The organism is Micromonospora sp. URMC 106 (assembly GCF_051386395.1).
Classification (GTDB): Bacteria; Actinomycetota; Actinomycetes; order Mycobacteriales; family Micromonosporaceae; genus Micromonospora.
Genome location: NZ_JBPQTP010000040.1, coordinates 25,753 through 45,615 on the forward strand (window position 1 = coordinate 25,753; position 19,863 = coordinate 45,615).

The 19,863-nt window shown below is 72.6% G+C and carries 16 protein-coding genes; 13 read left to right on the forward strand and 3 right to left on the reverse strand.

The window, feature by feature from the left end:
- The first annotated feature begins 18 nt into the window (after nucleotides 1-18).
- From ACSNOB_RS14980 to ACSNOB_RS15020, 9 genes are all read left to right on the forward strand, one after another.
- Nucleotides 19-2,508: an NADH-quinone oxidoreductase subunit G gene (locus tag ACSNOB_RS14980; protein WP_436687192.1), complete on the forward strand. Its 2,490-nt coding sequence runs from the start codon at nucleotides 19-21 to the stop codon at nucleotides 2,506-2,508.
- The gene (gene nuoH, locus ACSNOB_RS14985) at nucleotides 2,505-3,860 is read left to right on the forward strand and encodes an NADH-quinone oxidoreductase subunit NuoH (protein WP_436687193.1); all 1,356 of its coding nucleotides are present in this window, start codon (nucleotides 2,505-2,507) and stop codon (nucleotides 3,858-3,860) included. Before ACSNOB_RS14980 ends, nuoH begins: the two co-directional genes overlap by 4 nt.
- 1 nt (nucleotide 3,861) lies before the next feature.
- Nucleotides 3,862-4,503 (forward strand): NADH-quinone oxidoreductase subunit NuoI, encoded by a 642-nt coding sequence (nuoI, locus tag ACSNOB_RS14990; RefSeq protein WP_393102049.1) that lies wholly within the window; start codon nucleotides 3,862-3,864, stop codon nucleotides 4,501-4,503.
- Entirely contained in the window at nucleotides 4,500-5,270 is a 771-nt protein-coding gene (locus ACSNOB_RS14995; RefSeq protein ID WP_436687194.1) for an NADH-quinone oxidoreductase subunit J, read from the forward strand. Before nuoI ends, ACSNOB_RS14995 begins: the two co-directional genes overlap by 4 nt.
- Nucleotides 5,267-5,566, forward strand: a complete 300-nt coding sequence (nuoK, locus tag ACSNOB_RS15000; RefSeq protein ID WP_089002424.1) for an NADH-quinone oxidoreductase subunit NuoK — start codon at nucleotides 5,267-5,269, stop codon at nucleotides 5,564-5,566. The genes ACSNOB_RS14995 and nuoK overlap by 4 nt, the downstream gene beginning before the upstream one ends.
- A gap of 11 nt (nucleotides 5,567-5,577) precedes the next feature.
- A complete protein-coding gene (nuoL, locus tag ACSNOB_RS15005; RefSeq protein ID WP_436687195.1) occupies nucleotides 5,578-7,536 on the forward strand; it encodes an NADH-quinone oxidoreductase subunit L in 1,959 nt (652 codons plus the stop codon).
- Between the two features lie 64 nt (nucleotides 7,537-7,600).
- Nucleotides 7,601-9,136: an NADH-quinone oxidoreductase subunit M gene (locus ACSNOB_RS15010; protein WP_393102052.1), complete on the forward strand. Its 1,536-nt coding sequence runs from the start codon at nucleotides 7,601-7,603 to the stop codon at nucleotides 9,134-9,136.
- Between the two features lie 52 nt (nucleotides 9,137-9,188).
- On the forward strand, nucleotides 9,189-10,754 hold the full coding sequence (gene nuoN, locus ACSNOB_RS15015) for an NADH-quinone oxidoreductase subunit NuoN (RefSeq protein ID WP_436687196.1): 1,566 nt from the start codon (nucleotides 9,189-9,191) through the stop codon (nucleotides 10,752-10,754).
- Nucleotides 10,736-11,821, forward strand: coding sequence for a polyprenyl synthetase family protein (locus tag ACSNOB_RS15020; RefSeq protein WP_436687197.1), 1,086 nt, complete (start codon nucleotides 10,736-10,738; stop codon nucleotides 11,819-11,821). Before nuoN ends, ACSNOB_RS15020 begins: the two co-directional genes overlap by 19 nt.
- A gap of 85 nt (nucleotides 11,822-11,906) precedes the next feature.
- On the opposite strand, the gene ACSNOB_RS15025 is transcribed toward ACSNOB_RS15020, so the two are convergent.
- A complete protein-coding gene (locus ACSNOB_RS15025; protein WP_436687198.1) occupies nucleotides 11,907-13,088 on the reverse strand; it encodes an MFS transporter in 1,182 nt (393 codons plus the stop codon).
- 154 nt (nucleotides 13,089-13,242) lie between these two features.
- Between ACSNOB_RS15025 and ACSNOB_RS15030 the strand changes: the two genes are divergently transcribed.
- The gene (locus ACSNOB_RS15030) at nucleotides 13,243-14,025 is read left to right on the forward strand and encodes an IclR family transcriptional regulator (protein ID WP_436687199.1); all 783 of its coding nucleotides are present in this window, start codon (nucleotides 13,243-13,245) and stop codon (nucleotides 14,023-14,025) included.
- Between the two features lie 96 nt (nucleotides 14,026-14,121).
- On the opposite strand, the gene ACSNOB_RS15035 is transcribed toward ACSNOB_RS15030, so the two are convergent.
- Nucleotides 14,122-16,197: a PhoX family protein gene (locus tag ACSNOB_RS15035; RefSeq protein WP_436687200.1), complete on the reverse strand. Its 2,076-nt coding sequence runs from the start codon at nucleotides 16,195-16,197 to the stop codon at nucleotides 14,122-14,124.
- A 249-nt stretch (nucleotides 16,198-16,446) separates the two neighbouring features.
- On the opposite strand from ACSNOB_RS15035, the gene ACSNOB_RS15040 reads away from it, so the two are divergent.
- Together ACSNOB_RS15040 and ACSNOB_RS15045 are read left to right on the forward strand one after the other, a co-directional pair.
- The gene (locus ACSNOB_RS15040; protein WP_436687208.1) at nucleotides 16,447-16,941 is read left to right on the forward strand and encodes a sigma-70 family RNA polymerase sigma factor; all 495 of its coding nucleotides are present in this window, start codon (nucleotides 16,447-16,449) and stop codon (nucleotides 16,939-16,941) included.
- Entirely contained in the window at nucleotides 16,938-17,630 is a 693-nt protein-coding gene (locus tag ACSNOB_RS15045) for an anti-sigma factor family protein (protein WP_436687201.1), read from the forward strand. Before ACSNOB_RS15040 ends, ACSNOB_RS15045 begins: the two co-directional genes overlap by 4 nt.
- Here ACSNOB_RS15045 and ACSNOB_RS15050 read toward each other — a convergent pair.
- Nucleotides 17,611-18,366 (reverse strand): TetR/AcrR family transcriptional regulator, encoded by a 756-nt coding sequence (locus ACSNOB_RS15050; protein WP_436687202.1) that lies wholly within the window; start codon nucleotides 18,364-18,366, stop codon nucleotides 17,611-17,613. The genes ACSNOB_RS15045 and ACSNOB_RS15050 overlap by 20 nt on opposite strands.
- Before the next feature lie 109 nt (nucleotides 18,367-18,475).
- Between ACSNOB_RS15050 and ACSNOB_RS15055 the strand changes: the two genes are divergently transcribed.
- Nucleotides 18,476-19,759: a DUF418 domain-containing protein gene (locus ACSNOB_RS15055; protein WP_436687203.1), complete on the forward strand. Its 1,284-nt coding sequence runs from the start codon at nucleotides 18,476-18,478 to the stop codon at nucleotides 19,757-19,759.
- The last annotated feature ends 104 nt before the right edge of the window (nucleotides 19,760-19,863 follow it).

The following is a 19,863-nucleotide window of genomic DNA, read 5'->3' on the forward strand; positions in this document are numbered from 1 at the left end:
GAATGGAAGGCGGCTCTGATGACTGACGTGGTCAAGGCCCCCGAGACCGTCACGCTCACCATCGACGGCGTCGAGGTCACCGCCCCCAAGGGGGCGCTGCTGATCCGGGTCGCCGAGCAGATGGGCACCGAGATCCCCCGGTTCTGCGACCACCCGCTGCTGGCCCCGGCCGGCGCGTGCCGTCAGTGTCTGGTCGAGGTGGAGGGGCAGCGCAAGCCGGTCGCCTCCTGCACCCAGACCGTCGCCGACGGCATGGTCGTGCGCACCCAGCTCACCTCCGCGGTCGCCAAGAAGGCGCAGGAGGGGGTCATGGAGCTGCTGCTGCTCAACCACCCGCTCGACTGCCCGATGTGCGACAAGGGCGGCGAGTGCCCGCTGCAGAACCAGGCGATGTCCACCGGTCGCAGCGACTCGCGGTTCCACGAGCACAAGCGGGAGTACCCGAAGCCGCTGCCGATCAGCACCCAGGTGCTGCTCGACCGCGAGCGCTGCGTGCTCTGCCAGCGCTGCACCCGGTTCTCCGAGGAGATCGCCGGCGACAAGTTCATCGACCTGATGGGCCGGTCGTCCGCCGAGGAGATCAACATCTACCGGGACGAGGAGTACGGCGCGGAGCCCGGCGAGGAGGCGGGCGACGTCCCGTTCAACTCCTACTTCTCCGGCAACACCGTGCAGATCTGCCCGGTCGGCGCGCTGACCGGCACCCAGTACCGCTTCCGCGCCCGCCCGTTCGACCTGGTCTCCACCCCGAGCGTCTGCGAGCACTGCTCGGCCGGGTGCGCCCAGCGCACCGACTGGCGGCGGGGCAAGGTGCTGCGGCGGCTGGCCGGCGACGACCCGGCGGTGAACGAGGAGTGGAACTGCGACAAGGGGCGGTGGGGCTTCCAGTACACCCGCGCCTTCGACCGGCTGACCACCCCGCTGGTGCGCGACGAGCGCACCGGCGAGCTGCGCGAGGCGTCGTGGAGCGAGGCGCTGACCGTGGCGGCCGAGGGGCTGCGCGCGGCGCGGGACGGCGGGCGGGGCACGGCGGTGCTGACCGGCGGCCGGCTGACCGTCGAGGACGCCTACGCGTACGCGAAGTTCGCCCGGGTCGCGCTGAACACCAACGACATCGACTTCCGGGCCCGGCCGGTCTCCCGTGAGGAGGCCGACTTCCTGGCCAGCTCCGTCGCCGGGGTCACCGACGTCACGTACGCCGACGTGGAGAACGCGCCGGCCGTGGTGCTGGTCGGGCTGGAGCCGGAGGAGGAGTGCCCGATCCTCTTCCTGCGGCTGCGCAAGGCGTACCTGAAGAAGAAGCTGACGGTCTACGCGATCGCGCCGTTCGCCACCCGCGGCCTGGAGAAGCTCGGGGCCAAGCTGGCCCGGGTGGTGCCGGGCGAGGAGGCGACCGTGCTCGCCGAGCACGCCACGGTCGCCGAGGCGCTGGGCGCCGAGGGCGCGATCCTGATCGTCGGCGAGCGGCTGGCGAGCGTTCCGGGCGGCCTCTCCGCCGCCGCGGACGTCGCCCGGCGTACCGGCGCGAAGCTGGCCTGGGTGCCGCGGCGCGCGGGCGACCGCGGCGCGGTCGACGCGGGCTGCCTGCCCAACCTGCTCCCCGGTGGCCGGCTGGTCACCGAGCCCGCGGCCCGGGCGGAGCTGGGTGAGGCCTGGGACGTCGCGGCCGGGGTGATCCCGAGCCAGGCCGGCCGGGACACCGACGGCATCCTCGCCGCCGCCGCCAACGACCAGCTCGGCGCGCTGGTGGTGGCCGGGGTCGACCCGGCCGACCTGGCCGACCCCCGGCTGGCCGAGGCGGCCCTGGACGCGGTGCCGTTCCTGGTCAGCCTGGAGCAGCGGATGAGCGCGGTGGCCCGCCGGGCCGACGTGGTCTTCCCGGTCGCCCCGGTGGCGGAGAAGGCCGGCAGCTTCCTGGACTGGGAGGGGCGGCTGCGCACCTTCGAGGCGGTGCTGAACACGGGCGCGATGACGGACGGCCGGGTGCTGGACGCGCTCGCCGCGCAGCTCGACGTGCGGCTCGGCACCGGCGACGTGCTCAGCGTCCGCCGCGAGCTGGGCGCGCTGCCGCGCACCCGCACCGACCGGCCGGCCGCGCCGGCGGTGGAGCCGGCCACGGTGCCGCAGCCCGGCGCCGGCGAGGCGGTGCTCGCCACCTGGCACCAGCTGATCGACCTGGGCAGCCTCACCGACGGCGACGAGCACCTCGCGGGCACCGCCCGCCCGCCGGTGGTCCGGCTGGGCAAGGGCACCGCGGAGGCGCTCGGCGTCGCCGACGGCGACCCGGTGACGGTGGGCACCGACCGGGGGGCGCTGACCCTGCCGGCGGCGATCACCGAGATGCCGGACGGCGTCGTCTGGCTGCCGACCAACTCGCCCGGCGCGACCGTGCGGCGCAGCCTCGGCGCGACGTCCGGCGCGGTCGTCCGGATCTCCGCCGCCGCGGTCGCCGCCGACGCGACCGACCGCCCGGGCCCGCTCCTCAACGCAGGGGGTGCAATCCAGTGAACGCGGTCTACCTGGCCCAGGACCCGACGCTGGCCGACTTCGGCCGGGACCCGTGGTGGCTGGTCCTCATCAAGATCGTCTTCGCCTTCGTCTTCGGTCTGCTCGCCACCCTGCTCGGCGTCTGGTTCGAGCGGCGGGTCGTGGGCCGGATGGCGGTGCGGCCCGGCCCCAACCAGGTCGGTCCGTTCGGCCTGCTGCAGACCCTCGCCGACGGCCTCAAGATGGCCTTCAAGGAGGACATCCTGCCGAAGGCGGCCGACAAGGTCGTCTACTTCTTCGCGCCGACCATCTCGGTGATCTGCGCGGTCACCGCGCTGTCGGTGGTGCCGTTCGGCCCGATGGTGAGCATCTTCGGCCACTGGACGCCGCTACAGGTCACCGACGTGCCGGTGGCGGTGCTGGTGCTGCTGGCCTGCTCGTCGATGGGCATCTACGGCATCGTGCTCGGCGGCTGGGCCTCCGGCTCGACCTACCCGCTCCTCGGCGGCCTGCGCTCCAGCGCCCAGATGATCTCGTACGAGGTCGCCATGGGCCTGAGCATCGTGGCGGTGTTCATGACCGCCGGCACGATGTCCACCAGCGGGATCGTCGCCGCCCAGGCGGACGGCACCCGGCTGAGCATCGCGGGCGTCGAGGTCCCGGCCCCCGGCTGGTACGCGATCCTGCTGCTGCCCAGCTTCGTCATCTTCTTCATCGCCACCGTCGGCGAGACCAACCGCGCGCCGTTCGACCTGCCCGAGGCGGAGTCCGAGCTGGTCGCGGGCTTCATGACCGAGTACAGCTCGCTGAAGTTCGCGCTCTTCATGCTCAGCGAGTACGTCTCGATGGTCACCATGTCCGCGGTCACCACGACGCTCTTCCTGGGCGGCTGGCGGGCCCCGGCGCCGATCACCACGATCTGGGCCGGCGCCAACTCCGGCTGGTGGCCGATGCTCTGGTTCTTCGCCAAGGTCGTCCTGCTGGTCTTCGTCTTCGTCTGGCTGCGGGGCACGCTGCCCCGGCTGCGCTACGACCAGTTCATGCGCTTCGGCTGGAAGGTGCTGCTCCCGATCAACCTGGTCTGGATCCTGGTCCTGTCCGGCCTGCGCTCGATCGAGGACTGGGACTCGCGCAGCAAGCTGATCGCGGTCGGCATCCCGGCCGGCATCCTGCTCCTCGCCACGCTGCTGTGGCCGAGCCGGAAGCCGCAGCCGAAGCCGACCGTCCAGGAACAGGTCGACAACCGGCCGCACGGCAGCTTCCCGCTGCCCCCGATGGACCTGCAGGTACCACCGAGCCCGCGCACCAGGCGCGTGGTCGCCGAGCGGGAGCCGGCCAACATCGCCGCCGGCTCGGACTCCAGGGAGGTGTGACGTGGGCGCGATCACCGGAACGTTCAAGGGCTTCGGTGTCACCTTCTCGCACATGTTCAGGAAGGTCGTCACCACCGACTACCCGTTCAAGCCGCCGGTCTCGGCGCCGCGCTACCACGGGCGGCACATCCTGAACCGGCACCCGGACGGGCTGGAGAAGTGCATCGGGTGCGAGCTGTGCGCCTGGGCCTGCCCGGCGGACGCGATCTACGTCGAGGGTGGCGACAACACCGACGAGCAGCGCTTCTCGCCGGGTGAGCGGTACGCCAGCGTCTACCAGATCAACTACGCCCGGTGCATCTTCTGCGGGCTCTGCATCGAGGCCTGCCCGACCCGCTCGCTCACCATGAGCAACGAGTACGAGCTGGCCCGGGACAGCCGGCAGGACCTGATCTTCACGAAGGAGCAGCTGCTCGCGCCGCTGCTGCCGGGCATGGAGCAGCCGCCGCACCCGATGCGGCTGGGCGACAGCGAGAAGGACTACTACGTCGGCGCGCTGACCAACCCGGGCACCTCGGCCGGCGCCGAGCACTCGGCCAACAACCCGGGCCGGTACCAGGTGGAGGAGCACCCCGGCGTGACCTTCCCCGGCGCCGAGCAGCACGCCCAGCGGGCCGCGGCCGGCAAGGGGGACGGAGCATGACCACGCAGACGGTGCTCGCCGCGGCGGGCGGTGTCTCCGGCGGGGAGCAGGTCACCTTCTGGATCCTGGCCCCGCTGGCGCTGATCGGGGCGATCGGGATGGTCGCGGCGCGCAACGCCGTGCACTCGGCGCTCTGGCTGGTGCTGACCATGCTCTGCCTGGGCGTGTTCTACGTGCTCCAGGCTGGGCCGTTCATCGGCATGGTGCAGATCATCGTCTACACCGGCGCGATCATGATGCTGTTCCTGTTCGTGCTGATGCTGGTCGGCCGGGACGCCTCGGACTCGCTGATCGAGACGCTCCGCGGGCAGCGGGTCGCCGCGGTGGTGCTGGGGCTCGGCTTCGCCGGCCTCGTCGGCGGCGGGCTCTGGCGCGCGCTGGACGGCACCACGGCCGTCGGCCTGGAGCAGGCCAACGCCGAGGGCAACGTGCAGGGCATCGCCCGGCTGCTGTTCACCAAGTACGTCTTCGCCTTCGAGCTGACCTCGGCGCTGCTCATCACCGCCGCGGTCGGCGCGATGGTGCTGGCGCACCTCGAGCGGCGCAAGCAGGACAAGATGGACCAGCCGACGACCATGCGGGCGCGTTTCGCCCCGGGCAACTACCCGGGCCCGAAGCCCGGCCCGGGTGTCTACGCGACCTCCTCCTCGGTGGCCACCCCGGCCCGCCTGCCCGACGGCCGGCTGACCGAGGGGAGCACCCCGGACATCCTGCCGGTGCGCGAGCTCACCGACCGGGAGATCTCGCTGAAGGGGACCGACAAGTGACGCCCGACTACTACCTGGTGCTGGCCGCGGTGCTGTTCACCATCGGCGCGGTCGGCGTGCTCATCCGACGCAACGCGATCGTGCTGTTCATGTGCGTCGAGCTGATGCTCAACGCGGCCAACCTGACGCTGGTCACCTTCAGCCGGATCAACGGTGACCTCAACGGCCAGATCATGGCGTTCTTCGTGATGGTGGTGGCGGCGGCCGAGGTCGTGGTCGGGCTCGCCATCATCATGGCGATCTTCCGGACCCGGCGCTCCGCGAGCGTCGACGACGCCAACCTGCTGAAGTACTGAGGGGTCCTGCGGTGGGAACGATTCTGACGAACGCCCCGGCTGAGCCGGCGGGCACCATCGCCTACGCGACGGCGGACGGGCTGCTGGGCAGCGTCTGGCTGCTGGTGGCGATCCCGCTGGTCAGCGCGGCGATCCTGCTGCTGCTGGGCCGGCGGGCCGACCGCTGGGGGCACTGGCTCGGGGTGGCGGCCATCGGCGCCGCGTTCGTGCTGGGCCTGACCTACTTCTTCCAGCTGCGCGGCCTGGAGAACAAGTCGGTCGAGCTGAGCCTCTGGGACTTCATCACGGTCGGCGACCTGCGGGTGGACTTCGGTCTGCTCTTCGACCCGCTGGCCGCCGTCTTCGTGCTGCTGATCACCGGGGTGGGCTTCCTGATCCACCTCTACGCGGTCGAGTACATGGCGCACGACGCGGGCCGGCGGCGGTTTTTCGGGTACTTCAACCTGTTCGTCGCCGCCATGCTCCTGCTGGTGCTCGGCAACAACTACGTGATGCTCTACTTCGGCTGGGAGGGCGTCGGCCTGGCGTCGTACCTGCTGATCTCGTTCTGGTACGAGCGGCCGAGCGCCGCCACGGCCGGCAAGAAGGCGTTCCTGATGAACCGGGTCGGCGACGCCGGCCTGGCGATCGGCATCTTCATCATGTTCGCCACCCTCGGCACCACGCAGTACGACGAGGTCTTCAACGGCGTCGGCGCGCTGGGCGCGACCACCGTGCTGGTGCTCGGCCTGCTGCTGCTGCTCGGCGCGACCGGCAAGTCCGGCCAGTTCCCGCTCCAGGCGTGGCTGCCGGACGCGATGGAGGGCCCGACCCCGGTGTCGGCGCTCATCCACGCCGCCACCATGGTCACCGCCGGCGTCTACCTGATCGCCCGGTCCAACCCGATCTTCTCGGCCAACTCCACCCTCCAGCTCGTGGTGGTGAGCGTCGGCGCGCTGACCCTGCTGATCGGCTGCGTCATCGGCGCGGCCAAGGACGACATCAAGCGGGTGCTGGCCTGGTCGACGGTGAGCCAGATCGGCTACATGTTCCTCGGCGTCGGCCTCGGCGGCGCGGCGTACGCCCTGGCGATCGTGCACCTGCTGGCGCACGGCTTCTTCAAGGCGAACATGTTCCTCGGCGCCGGCTCGGTCATGCACGGGATGAACGACCAGGTCGACATCCGCCGCTTCGGCGGGCTGTCGAAGCACATGAAGATCACCTGGATCACCTTCATGATGGGCTGGCTCGCCATCATCGGCATGTTCCCGTTCTCCGGCTTCTTCTCGAAGGAGCCGATCATCGTGGCCGCGTTCGAGCGGGAGGACTGGACGGCCTGGCTCTTCGGCATGGCAGCGCTGCTCGGCGCCGGGCTCACCGCGTTCTACATGACCCGGCTCTTCGTGCTCACCTTCCACGGGCCGAAGCGCTGGACGGAGGACATCGCGCACCCGCACGAGTCGCCGAAGCTCATGACCATCCCGCTGATCCTCCTCGCCGTGGGCTCGGTCGGGGCGGGTTTCCTGCTCGCCACCTCGGTGCCGGACTGGCTGGAGGCCACCGCGGGGCTGGGCGGCCAGGAGGAGGGCCACCACGCGGTGCTCTCGCACACCGTGATCACCGTGCTCTCACTGCTGGTGACCGTGGTCGGCGCGGGCCTGGCCTGGTTCCTGTTCCGGGGCGGCACGGCCACCGCGCCGCAGCCGGCCGGGGTGCTGGTCACCGCCGCCCGGCGCAACCTCTACACCGACGCGTTCAACGAGGCGGTCTTCGAGAAGCCGGGCATCTTCCTCACCCGGGCGCTGGTCTACCTGGACAACCGGGGCGTGGACGGGCTGGTCAACGGCCTCGCCGCGGCGGTCGGCGGCGGCTCCGGTCGGCTCCGGCGGCTCCAGACCGGCTTCGTCCGGTCGTACGCCACCTCGATCCTGACCGGCGCGCTGCTGGTGGTGGCGGCGTTCCTGGCCGTCGAGGCGGGGTGGCTGGCGTGATCGACCTCTTCCAGGCGGCCGTCGTCGGCGGACCGCGCAGTGACGACGGAGGTAAGGCCGCATAATGTCCGACTTCCCGTTCCTCTCGGTGCTCACCGTGGCACCGCTGGTCGGCGCCCTGGTGGTGGCCTTCCTGCCGCGCAGCCGGCCGGAGCTGGCCAAGCAGGTGGCGCTCGGCTGGTCGCTGCTGGTGCTGGCGCTGTCGGTGGTCATGTGGGTGACCTTCAAGGTCGGCGGTGACCGCTTCCAGTTCCGCGAGTCCTACGCGTGGATCCCGAACTGGGGCGTCAACTTCACCTTCGCCGCCGACGGCATCGCGCTGGTCATGCTGATGCTGATCGCGGTGCTGGTGCCGCTGGTGATCCTGGCGTCCTGGCACGACGCCGAGTCGTCGAAGCGGTCGGTGCCGGTCTACTTCGCGCTGCTGCTCGTCCTCGAGTGCACGATGATCGGCGTCTTCGCCGCCGCCGACGTGTTCCTGTTCTATGTGTTCTTCGAGGTCATGCTGGTGCCGATGTACTTCCTCATCGGCAGCTACGGCGGCCACCAGCGGCAGTACGCGGCGGTGAAGTTCTTCCTCTACTCCCTGGTCGGCGGTCTGTTCATGCTCGCCGCGGTGATCGGCCTCTGGGTGGTCGGCGGGAAGACCTTCGACTGGCAGGCGCTGTCCCAGGTGGACATCTCCACGGGCACGGAGCGCTGGCTCTTCCTCGGCTTCTTCCTCGCGTTCGCGATCAAGGCGCCGTTCTTCCCGTTCCACACCTGGCTGCCGGACGCCGGTGGCGCGGCCCCGGCCGGCGCGGCGGCGCTGCTCGTCGGCGTGCTCGACAAGGTCGGCACCTTCGGCATCCTGCGCTACTGCCTGCCGCTGTTCCCGGACGCGGCCAAGTGGTTCGCCCCGTGGGCGCTGGCGCTGGGCCTGATCGGCATCATCTACGCCGCGCTGCTGGCGGTGGGCCAGAACGACCTCAAGCGGCTGGTGTCGTACACGTCGATCGCGCACTTCGGCTTCATCGGCGTGGGCATCTTCGCCTTCACCACGCAGGCGGGCACCGGCGCCGTGCTCTACATGGTCAACCACGGGCTCGCCACCGGCCTGCTCTTCCTGGTGGTGGGCATGCTCATCGCCCGGCGCGGCTCGGCCCTGATCAGCGACTTCGGCGGCGCCGGCAAGCTGGTGCCGATCCTGGCCGGAGTGCTCTTCTTCGCCGGTCTGGCCTCGCTCGCGCTGCCCGGCACCGCGCCGTTCGTCTCCGAGTTCCTGGTGCTGATCGGCACGTTCACGGTGAACAAGCCGGTCGCGGTGATCGCGACGCTCGGCATCATCCTGGCCGCCGCGTACGTGCTGTGGATGGTGCAGCGCACCACGCAGGGCACGCTCAACCCGGCGCTGACCGAGGTCGACGGCATGCGGCGCGACCTCAACCTGCGCGAGAAGTTCGTGGTCGCCCCGCTGATCGCGCTGATCGTGCTGCTCGGCTTCTACCCGAAGCCGGTGACCGACGTGATCAACCCGGCCGTGCAGGCGACCATGCAGGACGTCGGCCGGACCGACCCCGCCCCGACCTCGGGCGGCACCGTCCAGGAGGCGGCAAAGTGAGCGCGAGGCGTGAGCTCGCGAGCCCCGCAGTCGCGAACGAAAGGTTTGCGCAGTGACCGAGCTGAAACTGCCGTCGATCGACTACGCGGCGCTCGCGCCGACTCTGATCATGCTGGGCGCCGCGCTGCTCGGCGTGCTGGTCGAGGCGTTCGTGCCCCGCCGGCTCCGGCACGTGGTGCAGCTGTCGCTGGCCCTGCTGGCGGTGCTCGCCGCGCTGACCATGGTGGTGCTGGCGGCCGACGAGCGGTCGATCACCATCGGCGGGGCGATCGCGGTGGACGGGCCGACGCTCTTCCTCCAGGGCGCGATCCTGGTGCTCGCCGCGATGGCGCTGCTGCTCATCGGCGAGCGCTCGGTGGAGCGGGGCGGGGCGTTCGTCGCCCAGGCCGCGGTCACCGCCGAGTCGGCCGACGACCGGCGGCAGGCCGAGGGCAAGAACGGCCTCACCGAGGTCTACCCGCTGACCACGTTCGCGATCGGCGGCATGCTGATCTTCGTGGCGGCGAACGACCTGCTGACCATGTTCATCGCGCTCGAGGTCTTCTCGCTGCCGCTGTACCTGCTCTGCGCGCTGGCCCGTCGCCGGCGCCTGCTGAGCCAGGAGGCCGCGCTGAAGTACTTCATGCTCGGCGCGTACGCCTCGGCCTTCTTCCTGTTCGGCGTGGCCCTGGTGTACGGCTTCACCTCGGGCATCCCGGGCCGGCCGGCGGGCGTCGACTTCGCCACCGTCCACGCCGCCGTCGCGGACTCCCCGGCCAGCCCGGTGCTGCTCTTCGCCGGCATGGCGCTGCTCGCCATCGGCCTGCTCTTCAAGGCCGCGGCCGCCCCGTTCCACGTCTGGACGCCGGACGTCTACCAGGGCGCGCCGACCCCGGTCACCGCCTTCATGGCCGCCTGCACCAAGGTGGCCGCGTTCGGCGCCCTGCTGCGGGTGTTCCACGTCGCCTTCGACGGGGCCCGGTGGGACTTCACCCCGGTCCTCGGCGCGGTGGCGGTGCTGACCATGCTGATCGGCGCGGTGCTGGCGGTGACCCAGACCGACATCAAGCGGCTGCTGGCGTACTCCTCGATCGCGAACGCCGGCTACCTGCTGGTCGGCGTGCTGGCGCCGAGCGCCGACGGCGTCTCCGGGACGATGTTCTACCTGGTCGCGTACGGCTTCTCGGTGCTCGCCGCGTTCGCCGTGGTGACCCTGGTGCGCGACGCCGACGGGGAGGCCACCCACCTGTCCCGCTGGGCGGGGCTGGGGCGGCGCTCGCCGTTCTACGCCGGGATCTTCACCTTCATCCTGCTCGCCTTCGCCGGCATCCCGCTGACCAGCGGCTTCACGAGCAAGTTCGCGGTCTTCGGCCCGGCGCTCGACGGCGGGCAGGCGTGGCTGGTGATCGCCGGCGTGCTGACCAGCATGGTGCTGGCCTTCCCGTACCTGCGGGTCGTGGTGATGATGTGGCTCTCCGAGCCGGGCGAGTCGACCCCCACCGTGGCCGTGCCCGGCGGGCTGACCTCCGCCGCGCTGATGATCGGCGTGATCGCCACCCTGGTCCTCGGTGTCGCCCCCGCGCCGTATCCCCCGTCCCGGGCAGGTCGGAGGGGTGTGGCATGGTTGATGGCGTGGTGAATCCGGCTGGCGAGCGTTCAGGTGCCCCCGGGTCCGGCGGCCGTCGGACCAGGGTGAGCACGAGTCAGTTCGGCGCGCTCGGCCTCTATCTCGCCGACCCCCGCGTCGAGGCGTCCGTGCTGGGCCTGCTGGAGAGCGTCGAGGCCGAGCTGCGGGCCAGTGTGGCCAGCGCCGACCCGTTCGTCACGGAGGCCGCCCGGCACCTCGTGGAGGCCGGCGGCAAGCGGTTCCGCCCGCTGCTGGTGGCGCTGGGCGCGCAGTTCGGCGACCCGACCAACGCCCAGGTCGTGCCCGCCGCGGTGGTGATGGAGCTCACCCACCTGGCGACGCTCTACCACGACGACGTGATGGACGAGGCCGCCGTGCGCCGGGGCGCGCCGAGCGCCAACTCCCGGTGGACCAACTCGGTCGCCATCCTCGTCGGCGACTACCTCTTCGCCCGCGCCGCCGACATCGCCGCCGACCTGGGCATCGAGGCCGTACGCCTGCAGGCGCGCACCTTCGCCCGGCTGGTGCACGGCCAGATCGCCGAGACCGTCGGCCCCCGTCCCGGGGACGACCCGGTGGCCCACTACCTCGACGTGATCGCCGGCAAGACCGGCTCGCTGATCGCCACCTCGGCCCGTTTCGGCGGCATGTTCGGCGGCGCCTCGCCGGAGCACATCGAGGCCCTGGCCGGCTACGGCGAGACCATCGGCGTGGCCTTCCAACTCTCCGACGACCTGCTCGACATCGCCTCCGAGTCGGTGGAGTCGGGCAAGACGCCCGGCACCGACCTGCGTGAGGGCGTGCCGACCCTGCCGGTGCTCTACGCGCTCGGCTCGGACGACGCCGACGCCGCCTCGGTGCGGCTGCGGGAGATCCTGGCCACCGGCCCGCTGACCGACGACGATTTGCACGCCGAGGCTCTCGGCCTGCTCCGCGAGAGCCCGGCGCTCAAGCGGGCCCGGGAGACCGTCCGCAGCTACGCCGAGGAGGCCCGGGAGCAGCTCGCGCCGCTCCCGCAGGGCCCGGCCCGCCGCGCCCTCGAATCCCTCTGCGACTACATCGCCGACCGCACCAGCTGACACCCCGGCCCGCCCCGCGTGGGGCGCGACCGGCCCGGCCGGTCACTCGTGCCCGTGGTGCCGGGCCGAGGGTCGCCCGGCCCGGTCACCGGCGGGTGAGCAGCCGGCTGCCGGTGAGCATCAGGGCTGCGGCGGCCAGCATCGCCGCTGCGGCGGTCAGCCACATCGCCGGGTAGCCGGCGTGGGCGGCCACCGCGCCGAGCCCCAGCGGGCCGAGGCAGCCGCCCGCGTACACCCCGGTCTGGGTGATCGAGGTGGCGGTGGCCGGGGCCTGCGGATGCAGCCGGACCACCGCGAATGTCATCAGCCCGGGCCACGCCCAGCCCAGGCCGAAGCCGAGCACCACGCCGAGGACCAGCGGCGCCGGGCCGGCCGCCGCGAGCAGGCCCAGCCCGCCCGCGCCGAGCACGAGCATGCCGGCGATGACGGCCACGTGACCGGTGGCGCGCCGGTCCGCGAGCCAGCCGGCACCGACCCGTGCGACGACGCAGACCGCGCTGCCGAGGGTCAGGGTCAGTCCGGCCAGCCCGGGCGTCAGTCCCCGGTCGACGGCGGAGTCCACCACGAAGGTGCCCAGCGCGTTCGCGGCGGCCGCGGCGAGCATCGCGGCGGCCCCGACCACCAGCAGGGCCGCGGTGGCACGCCCGGCCCGGGTGGGCGTGGTCGTCCGGTCCGGGCGGGGCTCCCGGGCGGGTACGGCCGGCAGCGCCGCCAGGGCCGCGCCCGCGGCCGCCACGAAGGCCCAGCGCCAGCCGGCGGTCAGCGCGACCGTCGGCACCGCCGCACCGGCGAGCAGGGTGGAGACGGGGATGGCGGCCTGCTTCACCCCGAACGACAGCCCCTGCCGCCGCGCCGGCACGTGCCGAGCCAGCGCGGCGTTGCTGGCGAGCTGGCCGAGGGCGTTGGCGGCGGCGCCGAGCGCCAGCAGCCCGACCAGCACGGCGTACGACCGGGCGAGGGCGGCGACGGCGAGCATCGCCCCGGCGGAGAGCAGGATGGCGCTGCGGGCCACCACGGCCGGCCCGTACCGCTCGACGAGCCGCCCGGACGGCACCGACGCCAGCGCGCCGACCCCGAAGTAGACGGAGACGGCCAGCCCGAGCCCGGCGGGGGAGAAGCCGAGGTCGTCGCCCATCTGCACGGCGAGCCCGCCGACCAGGAAGACCGGCAGGACGGACGCGATGGTGACCGCGACGGCGCCGGCGGCGGCACGCGCGGGGCGGGGCGGGGTGACGCCCGGAGCGGGGTCGAGTGCGGTGCTGGTCATGGCTCGGCCAAGCTACCCGAGCCCGTTTCGGGTCACGGATCGTGGCGGCAGGGGTACGCACGGTTCGTGATGATCTGGCATCCTCCATCCGAACGGGCATTTCGCACCGGGCCTGTTTTTCATATGGTGTAAGTCCCCGGCGGCGGAGGTGGTTGTGCGCGACCCCTTGGCGGAACCTTCGGACCTCATCCGGAGCGTGTCCCGCGCGCTACGAGTGCTCGAGTCGGTCGGTCGTGCCCCGAAGGGGCTGACCGTCAAGCAGATCGCCCGTCGGTGTGAGCTGACCGTGGCGACGACCTACCACCTGGTCCGCACCCTGGCCTACGAGGGCTACGTGATCCGGCGCGAGGACGGCACGTACATCGTGGGTCTGGAGGTGGCCGACCGCTACCGCGAGCTGGTGACGGCGTTCCGGGGGCCGCCGGCGGTCGGCGAGAGCCTGCGCCGGGCCGCCCTGGACACCGGCTACAGCCACTACCTGGGTCGGTTCGTGGGCGGCCAGGTGGCGGTCACGGCCGTCGCCGAGGGGCCCCGCTCGCCGTACCTGGAGGACATGGTGCCCGGGTTCGACGAGGGGGCGCACGCGACCGCCCTGGGCAAGGCCCTGCTCGCCACGCTGACGGCCGAGCAGCGCTTCCGCTACCTGCGGGAATACGGCATGCGCCCGTTCACCTCGGCCACCCTGACCACCCCCGAGGCGTTCGAGGCCGACCTGGCCGCCGGCGACCGGCGGGGCATGCAGTTGGAGTTGGGCCAGTTCCGGCAGGGCGTGGCCTGCGCCGCCGTGCTGGTCAGCCCCGACAAGGACATGGAGCGCCGGGTGGTGCTGGCCTGCGCGCTGCCGGCCGGCGAGATGATGACCTCCGCCCGGGTGGTCCGGGCGAAGCTGCTCACCGTCGCCCGGACGATCGCCGACTGCCTGGCCGCCGACAGCTGACCCGGCCGCGCCGCGGGGCGGTGTCCGGACGGAAACGACCGGGGGCCCTCACCCGGTTGGGCGAGGGCCCCCGGCGCCGGACCGCCCGAGGAGGAGTCAGCTGCCGATCGGCCCGCCGTCCAGACGCCAGGTCACCACCACGCCGGGCTTGGCGTAGTCGCCGTCCGGCCAGTTCGACGCCGGCTTCTCGACCGACGCCCCGCTGATCTCACCGGGGTGCTGCACCGCCACGAAGACCGAGCGGTTGTCGCCGGTGATGAACGGGCCGCAGGCCTCCGCGCCCACCGGCACGGTCAGGAACTGCTTGAGGTGGCCCCGTTCCGGCCCCTCGACGGCGGTCGCGAAGAGGCCGTCGTTGCTGCCCAGCGCGTTGCCGTCGGTGGAGATCCAGAGGTTCCCCGTGGCGTCGAACGCCACGTTGTCCGGGCAGGAGATCGGGGAGACCTTCGTCTTGTCGTACCCGGAGAAGTAGGTCGACGGGTCGGCCGGGTCGCCGCAGACGATCGGCAGCGACCAGGCGAACGTCTCGGCGGAGTTGTCGCCGCCGTCCTCGATGAGCTCCAGCACCTGGCCGTGCTTGTTGAGGTTGCGCGGGTTCGCCTCGTCGGCGGCCGGCTTCTCGGCCTTGCCCCGGTCGGTGTTGTTGGTCAGCGCCACGTACACCTTGCCGGTGAGCAGGCTCGGCTCGACGTCCTCGGGGCGGTCCATCTTGGTCGCCCCGACCTTGTCGCCGGCGAGCCGGGTGAAGGTCAGCACGTCGGCGGCGGTCATCCCGTCGACGTACGAGCGGTTGCCGCTGACCAGCTTGATCCAGCGGCCCCGGCCGTTGAACGCGCCGTCGGCGGGGAGCTTGCCGGAACCGTCGATCTCGCCGGCGCTGCTCTGCTTCAGCTCGGCGACGTAGAGGGTGCCCGACTCCAGCAGGGTGAGGTTGTGCCGGCGGGCGACCCAGGAGTTGCCCTTCATGAACTTCTTGTCGGAGACGAACTTGTAGAGGTAGTCGAACCGCTCGTCGTCGCCCATGTACGCGACCACGTGCCCGCTCTTCGCGACGATGACGTTCGCGCCCTCGTGCTTGAACCGGCCCAGCGCGGTGTGCTTGCGCGGGCGGCTCTCCGGGTCGAACGGGTCGATCTCCACGATCCAGCCGAACCGGTTCGCCTCGTTCGGGTGCTTCGCCAGGTCGAACCGTTCGTCGGCGCGCTCCCACTTGCGGCTGCCGCTCGGGTAGCGGGCGGTGGTGGTGATGCCGTAGCGGGCCAGCCTCGGCTTCAGCTCGGCGACCACCGCGTCGCCGCCGACGAAGTACTGGTTGAAGTTCTCCTCGCCGGAGAGCACGGTGCCCCACGGGGTCACCCCGCCGGCGCAGTTGTTCAACGTGCCGACGACCGTACGACCCTTCGGGTCGGCGGCGGTCTTCAGGTGGTCCGAGCCGGCGGCCGGGCCGGTCAGCTCGAACTTCGTGGCGAGCGCGGTGATCCGCCGGTTGTACGGCCGCCGGCCGGCCGCCACCGGCCGCCACTGCCCGGTGCCGTCCACCCGCTCCAGCTCCACCACGGACATGCCGTGCGCGGCCATGGCGATCCGGAGCTGCTCCACGGAGAGGGCGTCCTGGCTGGTGAAGCCGGGGAACATCAGGTCCTCGTTGGTGTACTCGTGGTTGACCACGAGCAGCGCCCGCCGGCCGCGACCGTCCAGCGGCAGCACCCCCACGAAGTCGTTGTTGTAGCCGAACTGCTTGGCCTGCGCGGCGGCGGTCTGACCGTGCAGGTCGAACTCGGGCGCGCCGGGGACGACGGGATCGCCCCAGCGGATGACGACCGCGTGGTCGTACCCGTTGGGGACGACGAGGCTGTCCAGGGTGTTGGGCGGGACCGGCTTGAAGGTCAGGGCGCCGCTGCCGACGCCGCCGGCCGGACGGCCGAAGCCGGCGGCCAGCGCGCCGGCCGCCGCGCCACCGAAGCCGAGGACCAGCGCGCCGACCGCGCCGGCCCGGACCACGCCGCGCCGGGAGACCTCCGCGCCCACCACGTCACCGAAGTACGCGTTGTCGGAGGTGTTCGGCACCGGGTGGTCGCAGGCGTTGCCGCACCGGTAGAGACAGGTCATGGCGTCGCGGCTGCCGTGGCGGGTGGCGCCCAGCAACGGGAGCAGCCGGGGACGGTCGCTCATGGAAGGAGCCTCCTGGAGGGGTCGGTGCACGCCGGACAGCCGCTGGCGTGCGTACCCGCCGGACGGTAGGAGGACGCGGTGAGCGGGCGTCGGCGGCGGCGTGAACCGGGCGTGAACACCTGCGCCGGGACGGCCACGATGACCTGCGGCTGAACCGATCGCGGCGACCGCGCGTATTCCCGTGCGAACGCCACCGCCGGACTCGCGCCCGAGAGCGAGGAGACCGCCATCAGCGACCACGACGCCCAACTGCTCCGCGCGCTGCACGACGAGCACGCGGAGGCGCTGTACGCGCACGCCCTGCGCCTCGTCAACGGCGACCGGCAGCGGGCCGAGGACCTGGTGCAGGAGACGCTGCTGCGGGCCTGGCGGCACCCGGAGTCGCTCGATCCGACGCGCGGCTCGGTCCGCGCCTGGCTCTTCACCACCGCCCGCAACCTGGCCATCGACGCCTGGCGGCGCCGCTCCAGCCGGGTCGGCGAGGTCTTCACGGACGAGCTGCCCGAGCCCCCGGAGACCGTCGACGAGGCGGAGCGCGCGGTGGAGGCCTGGACCGTCGCCGAGGCGCTGAACCGGCTCAGCCCCACCCACCGGGAGGTGCTGGTGGAGTGCTTCTACCAGGGCCGGTCGGTGGCGGAGGCGGCCTCCCGGCTGGGCGTGCCGCCGGGCACCGTGAAGTCGCGGACGCACTACGCCCTGCGCTCACTACGGTTGGTCCTTGCCGAGATGGGGGTGACCGGATGACCCGGTGCGAGTTCGCGCACGACGACGGCGCGTACGTGCTGGGTGCGCTGGCTCCCGCCGAGCGGGCGGCGTACGAGCGGCACCTCGCCGGCTGCGCCGCCTGTCGCCAGGCGGTCGCCGAGATCGCCGTCCTGCCCGGCCTGCTCGGCCGGCTCGACCCGGCCGGCCTGGAGCAGTTCGTGCCGCCGCCGGAGAACCCCCGGGTGCCCGAGCTGCTCACCGCCGCCCGCGAGCGCCGCCGCCGCGAACGGTCGGCCGCCCGTCGCCGGTACGCCCTCACCGCCCTCGCCGCCGCCGCGTTGGCCCTGGTCGTCGGCGTCGGCACGGCCGCCCTGCTGCCCCGCGAGGCGGTCGCCCCGCCCCCGGGGGAGGTGCGGATGGTCGCCATGGAGCCGGTGGCCGGCACCGTGCCGGTGCACGCCGAGATCGCCCTGACCGGCACCGACTGGGGCACCGAGGTGCGGATGCGCTGCGGGTACGACGCCAGGGCGGGCTACGCCAAGGCGTACGCCTTCCGGCTGGTGGCCCACGGCCGGGACGGCGCGACGGAGCAGGTCGCCTCCTGGCTTGCCGCTCCCGGCGATGACCTGCGGATCACCGGCGCGACCCGCTTCACCGACGCCGAACTGGTCCGCATCACCCTGCACCGCGCCGACGGGCCCCCGCTGCTCACCTACCCGATCCCGTGACGCCCCCGGCCGCGCCCTGCCGCGCGACGAGCGCCTGGATGCCGTCGAGGAGCAGGTCGAGCCCGAAGGTGAAGTCAGCGTCGTCGATCCACTGTTCGGCGTCGCCGAACGCGTTCGCGCGCAGGGCGGCGGCCAGTTCCGGATAACCGTCCGGGTCGACGACCTCGGCGAGGACGCGGCCGTAGTCGGCCAGCCCGGAGATCGCGCCGGCCGCGCCGTTGAGGGCGTGGGCCAGGGACGCCTGCCGGGTGGCGTAGCCGGTCAGGGTGGTCACGATGTTGAGCCGTTCGCCGTGACCGAGCCCGGTGCCGGCGAGCGCGGCGAGCGCGCGGTCGAGCCACCGCAGCGCCCGGGGCCCGGCGGGCGGGGTGTGCTGGCCGAGCGCCAGCAGCCAGGGCCGGGCGAGCAGGAAGTCCCGGTTGGCCCGGGTCCAGACGGTCAGGTAGTCGCGCCACGGCTGCCCGTCGAGGACGGGTGGTTCGGGCACGGCGGCGTCCGCCATCACGGTCAACAGCTCGTCCTTGCTGCCGACGTAGCGGTACAGGGACATCGTCGCCATCCCGACCTCGTTGGCGACGCTGCTCATCGTCACCCCCTCCAGGCCCTCGCGGTCGGCGATCCGGATCGCGGCGTCGACGATCCGGCCCAGGTCGAGGCTGGGACGGGGGCCGTGCCGGGGGGTGGCCTCGCGGCCCCACATCCGGGCCACCACGGGGGGCAGCGGCTGTTGCGCCACGTCGAAATCTCCTCGTCCTCCGCCCGGGGGTCTTGTGCTCACTCTAGATCTCGGCAACTCTGTACGGCGTACTTTGTATCTCATACGCAGATCACGAGTAGGGTGGATTGTGACTACACAGAGCGCGGTGCGGCGGGTCCTCGACGTCGACGCGGTACGGGGATTCGCGCTGTTCGGGATATTCGTCGTCAACGTCACCTTCATGGCCTCCGGCTATCCGGGGAACCTGGTGACCGACCCCGACTTCGACTCCGGGCTCGACCACGCCGTGCGCGTGCTCTCCTCCGTCTTCGTCGACATGAAGTTCTACGTGCTCTTCTCGTTCCTCTTCGGATACAGCTTCACGCTCCAGATGGCGGCGGCGCGCCGGGCCGGGGCCGCCTTCTCGGCGCGCATGCTCCGCCGCGTCGCCGGTCTCTTCGTCATCGGCGCCCTGCACACCGTCTTCCTCTACGGCGGTGACGTGCTCGTCACGTACGCGGTGGCGTGCCTGGTGCTGCTCCTGCTGCGTGACGTGCGGGACCGCACCGCGATCCGGATCGCGGTGGTCCTCTACGCCCTCGTGGTGGTCAGTGCGGTCGCCGGCGCGCTCCTCGTGGACCGCTCGGCGTTCCTGCCGGGAGAGGCCGAGGCGCTGGCCAACGGTGAGGAGGCGACGCGGGCGCTGCGCGGCGGCTGGGAGGCCGTCATCGGGGAGCACCTCGCCGGCCTGCCGCTGCTGCTGCTCCAGGCGGCGTCCATGCAGGGCCCGACCGCGCTGGGCATGTTCCTGGTCGGCATGGTCGCCGGGCGCCGGCAGTGGCTGGCCCGGGTCACCGGTGGCGAGCCGGTGCTGCGCCGGATCCAGTGGGTCGGGTTCCCGGTCGGGCTGCTCGGCTCGGTCGTCTACACCGCCAGCGGCGGCAACGGCAACTCCCTCGGGGTGGCGGCGAGCGTCGCGACGGCGCCGCTGCTGGCCGCCGCGTACGTGGCGACGCTGCTGCGGATCATGCACAACCCGCGTGCGGCGGCGGTCCGGGCCGCGCTCGCCCCGGCCGGCCGGATGGCCCTCACCAACTACCTCGGCCAGTCGGTGGCCGGCCTGGCCGCCTTCACCGGCGTCGGTCTCGGGCTCGCCGGCACGTTCTCCCCGCTGGCGCTCGTCGCCTTCGCGGTGACGGTGTTCGCGGTCCAGTTGGTCGTGAGCGCGCTCTGGCTGCGCCGGTTCCGCTACGGCCCGGTCGAGTGGGCGCTGCGGTGGCTCACGAACGCCCGCCGGCCGGCCTTCCTCGTCCCGCCCGCCGACCACCCGCCGGCCGGACGGGCCGGGCCGCCGCCCGCCGGTCCCGCCGGCACCGGGGCCGGACCGGGCGTAAGCGAGCCGTCCGCCGCCGCGCTCGGCCAGCGCGGCTGACCCGCGCCGTCGGGCCGGCCCGGCTCGCCGGGGACGCGCACACCGTGCCCCGGCGCGCCGGTCGCGCACACCCGTGCCCCGGCGCGCCGGTCGCGTCGGCCGGC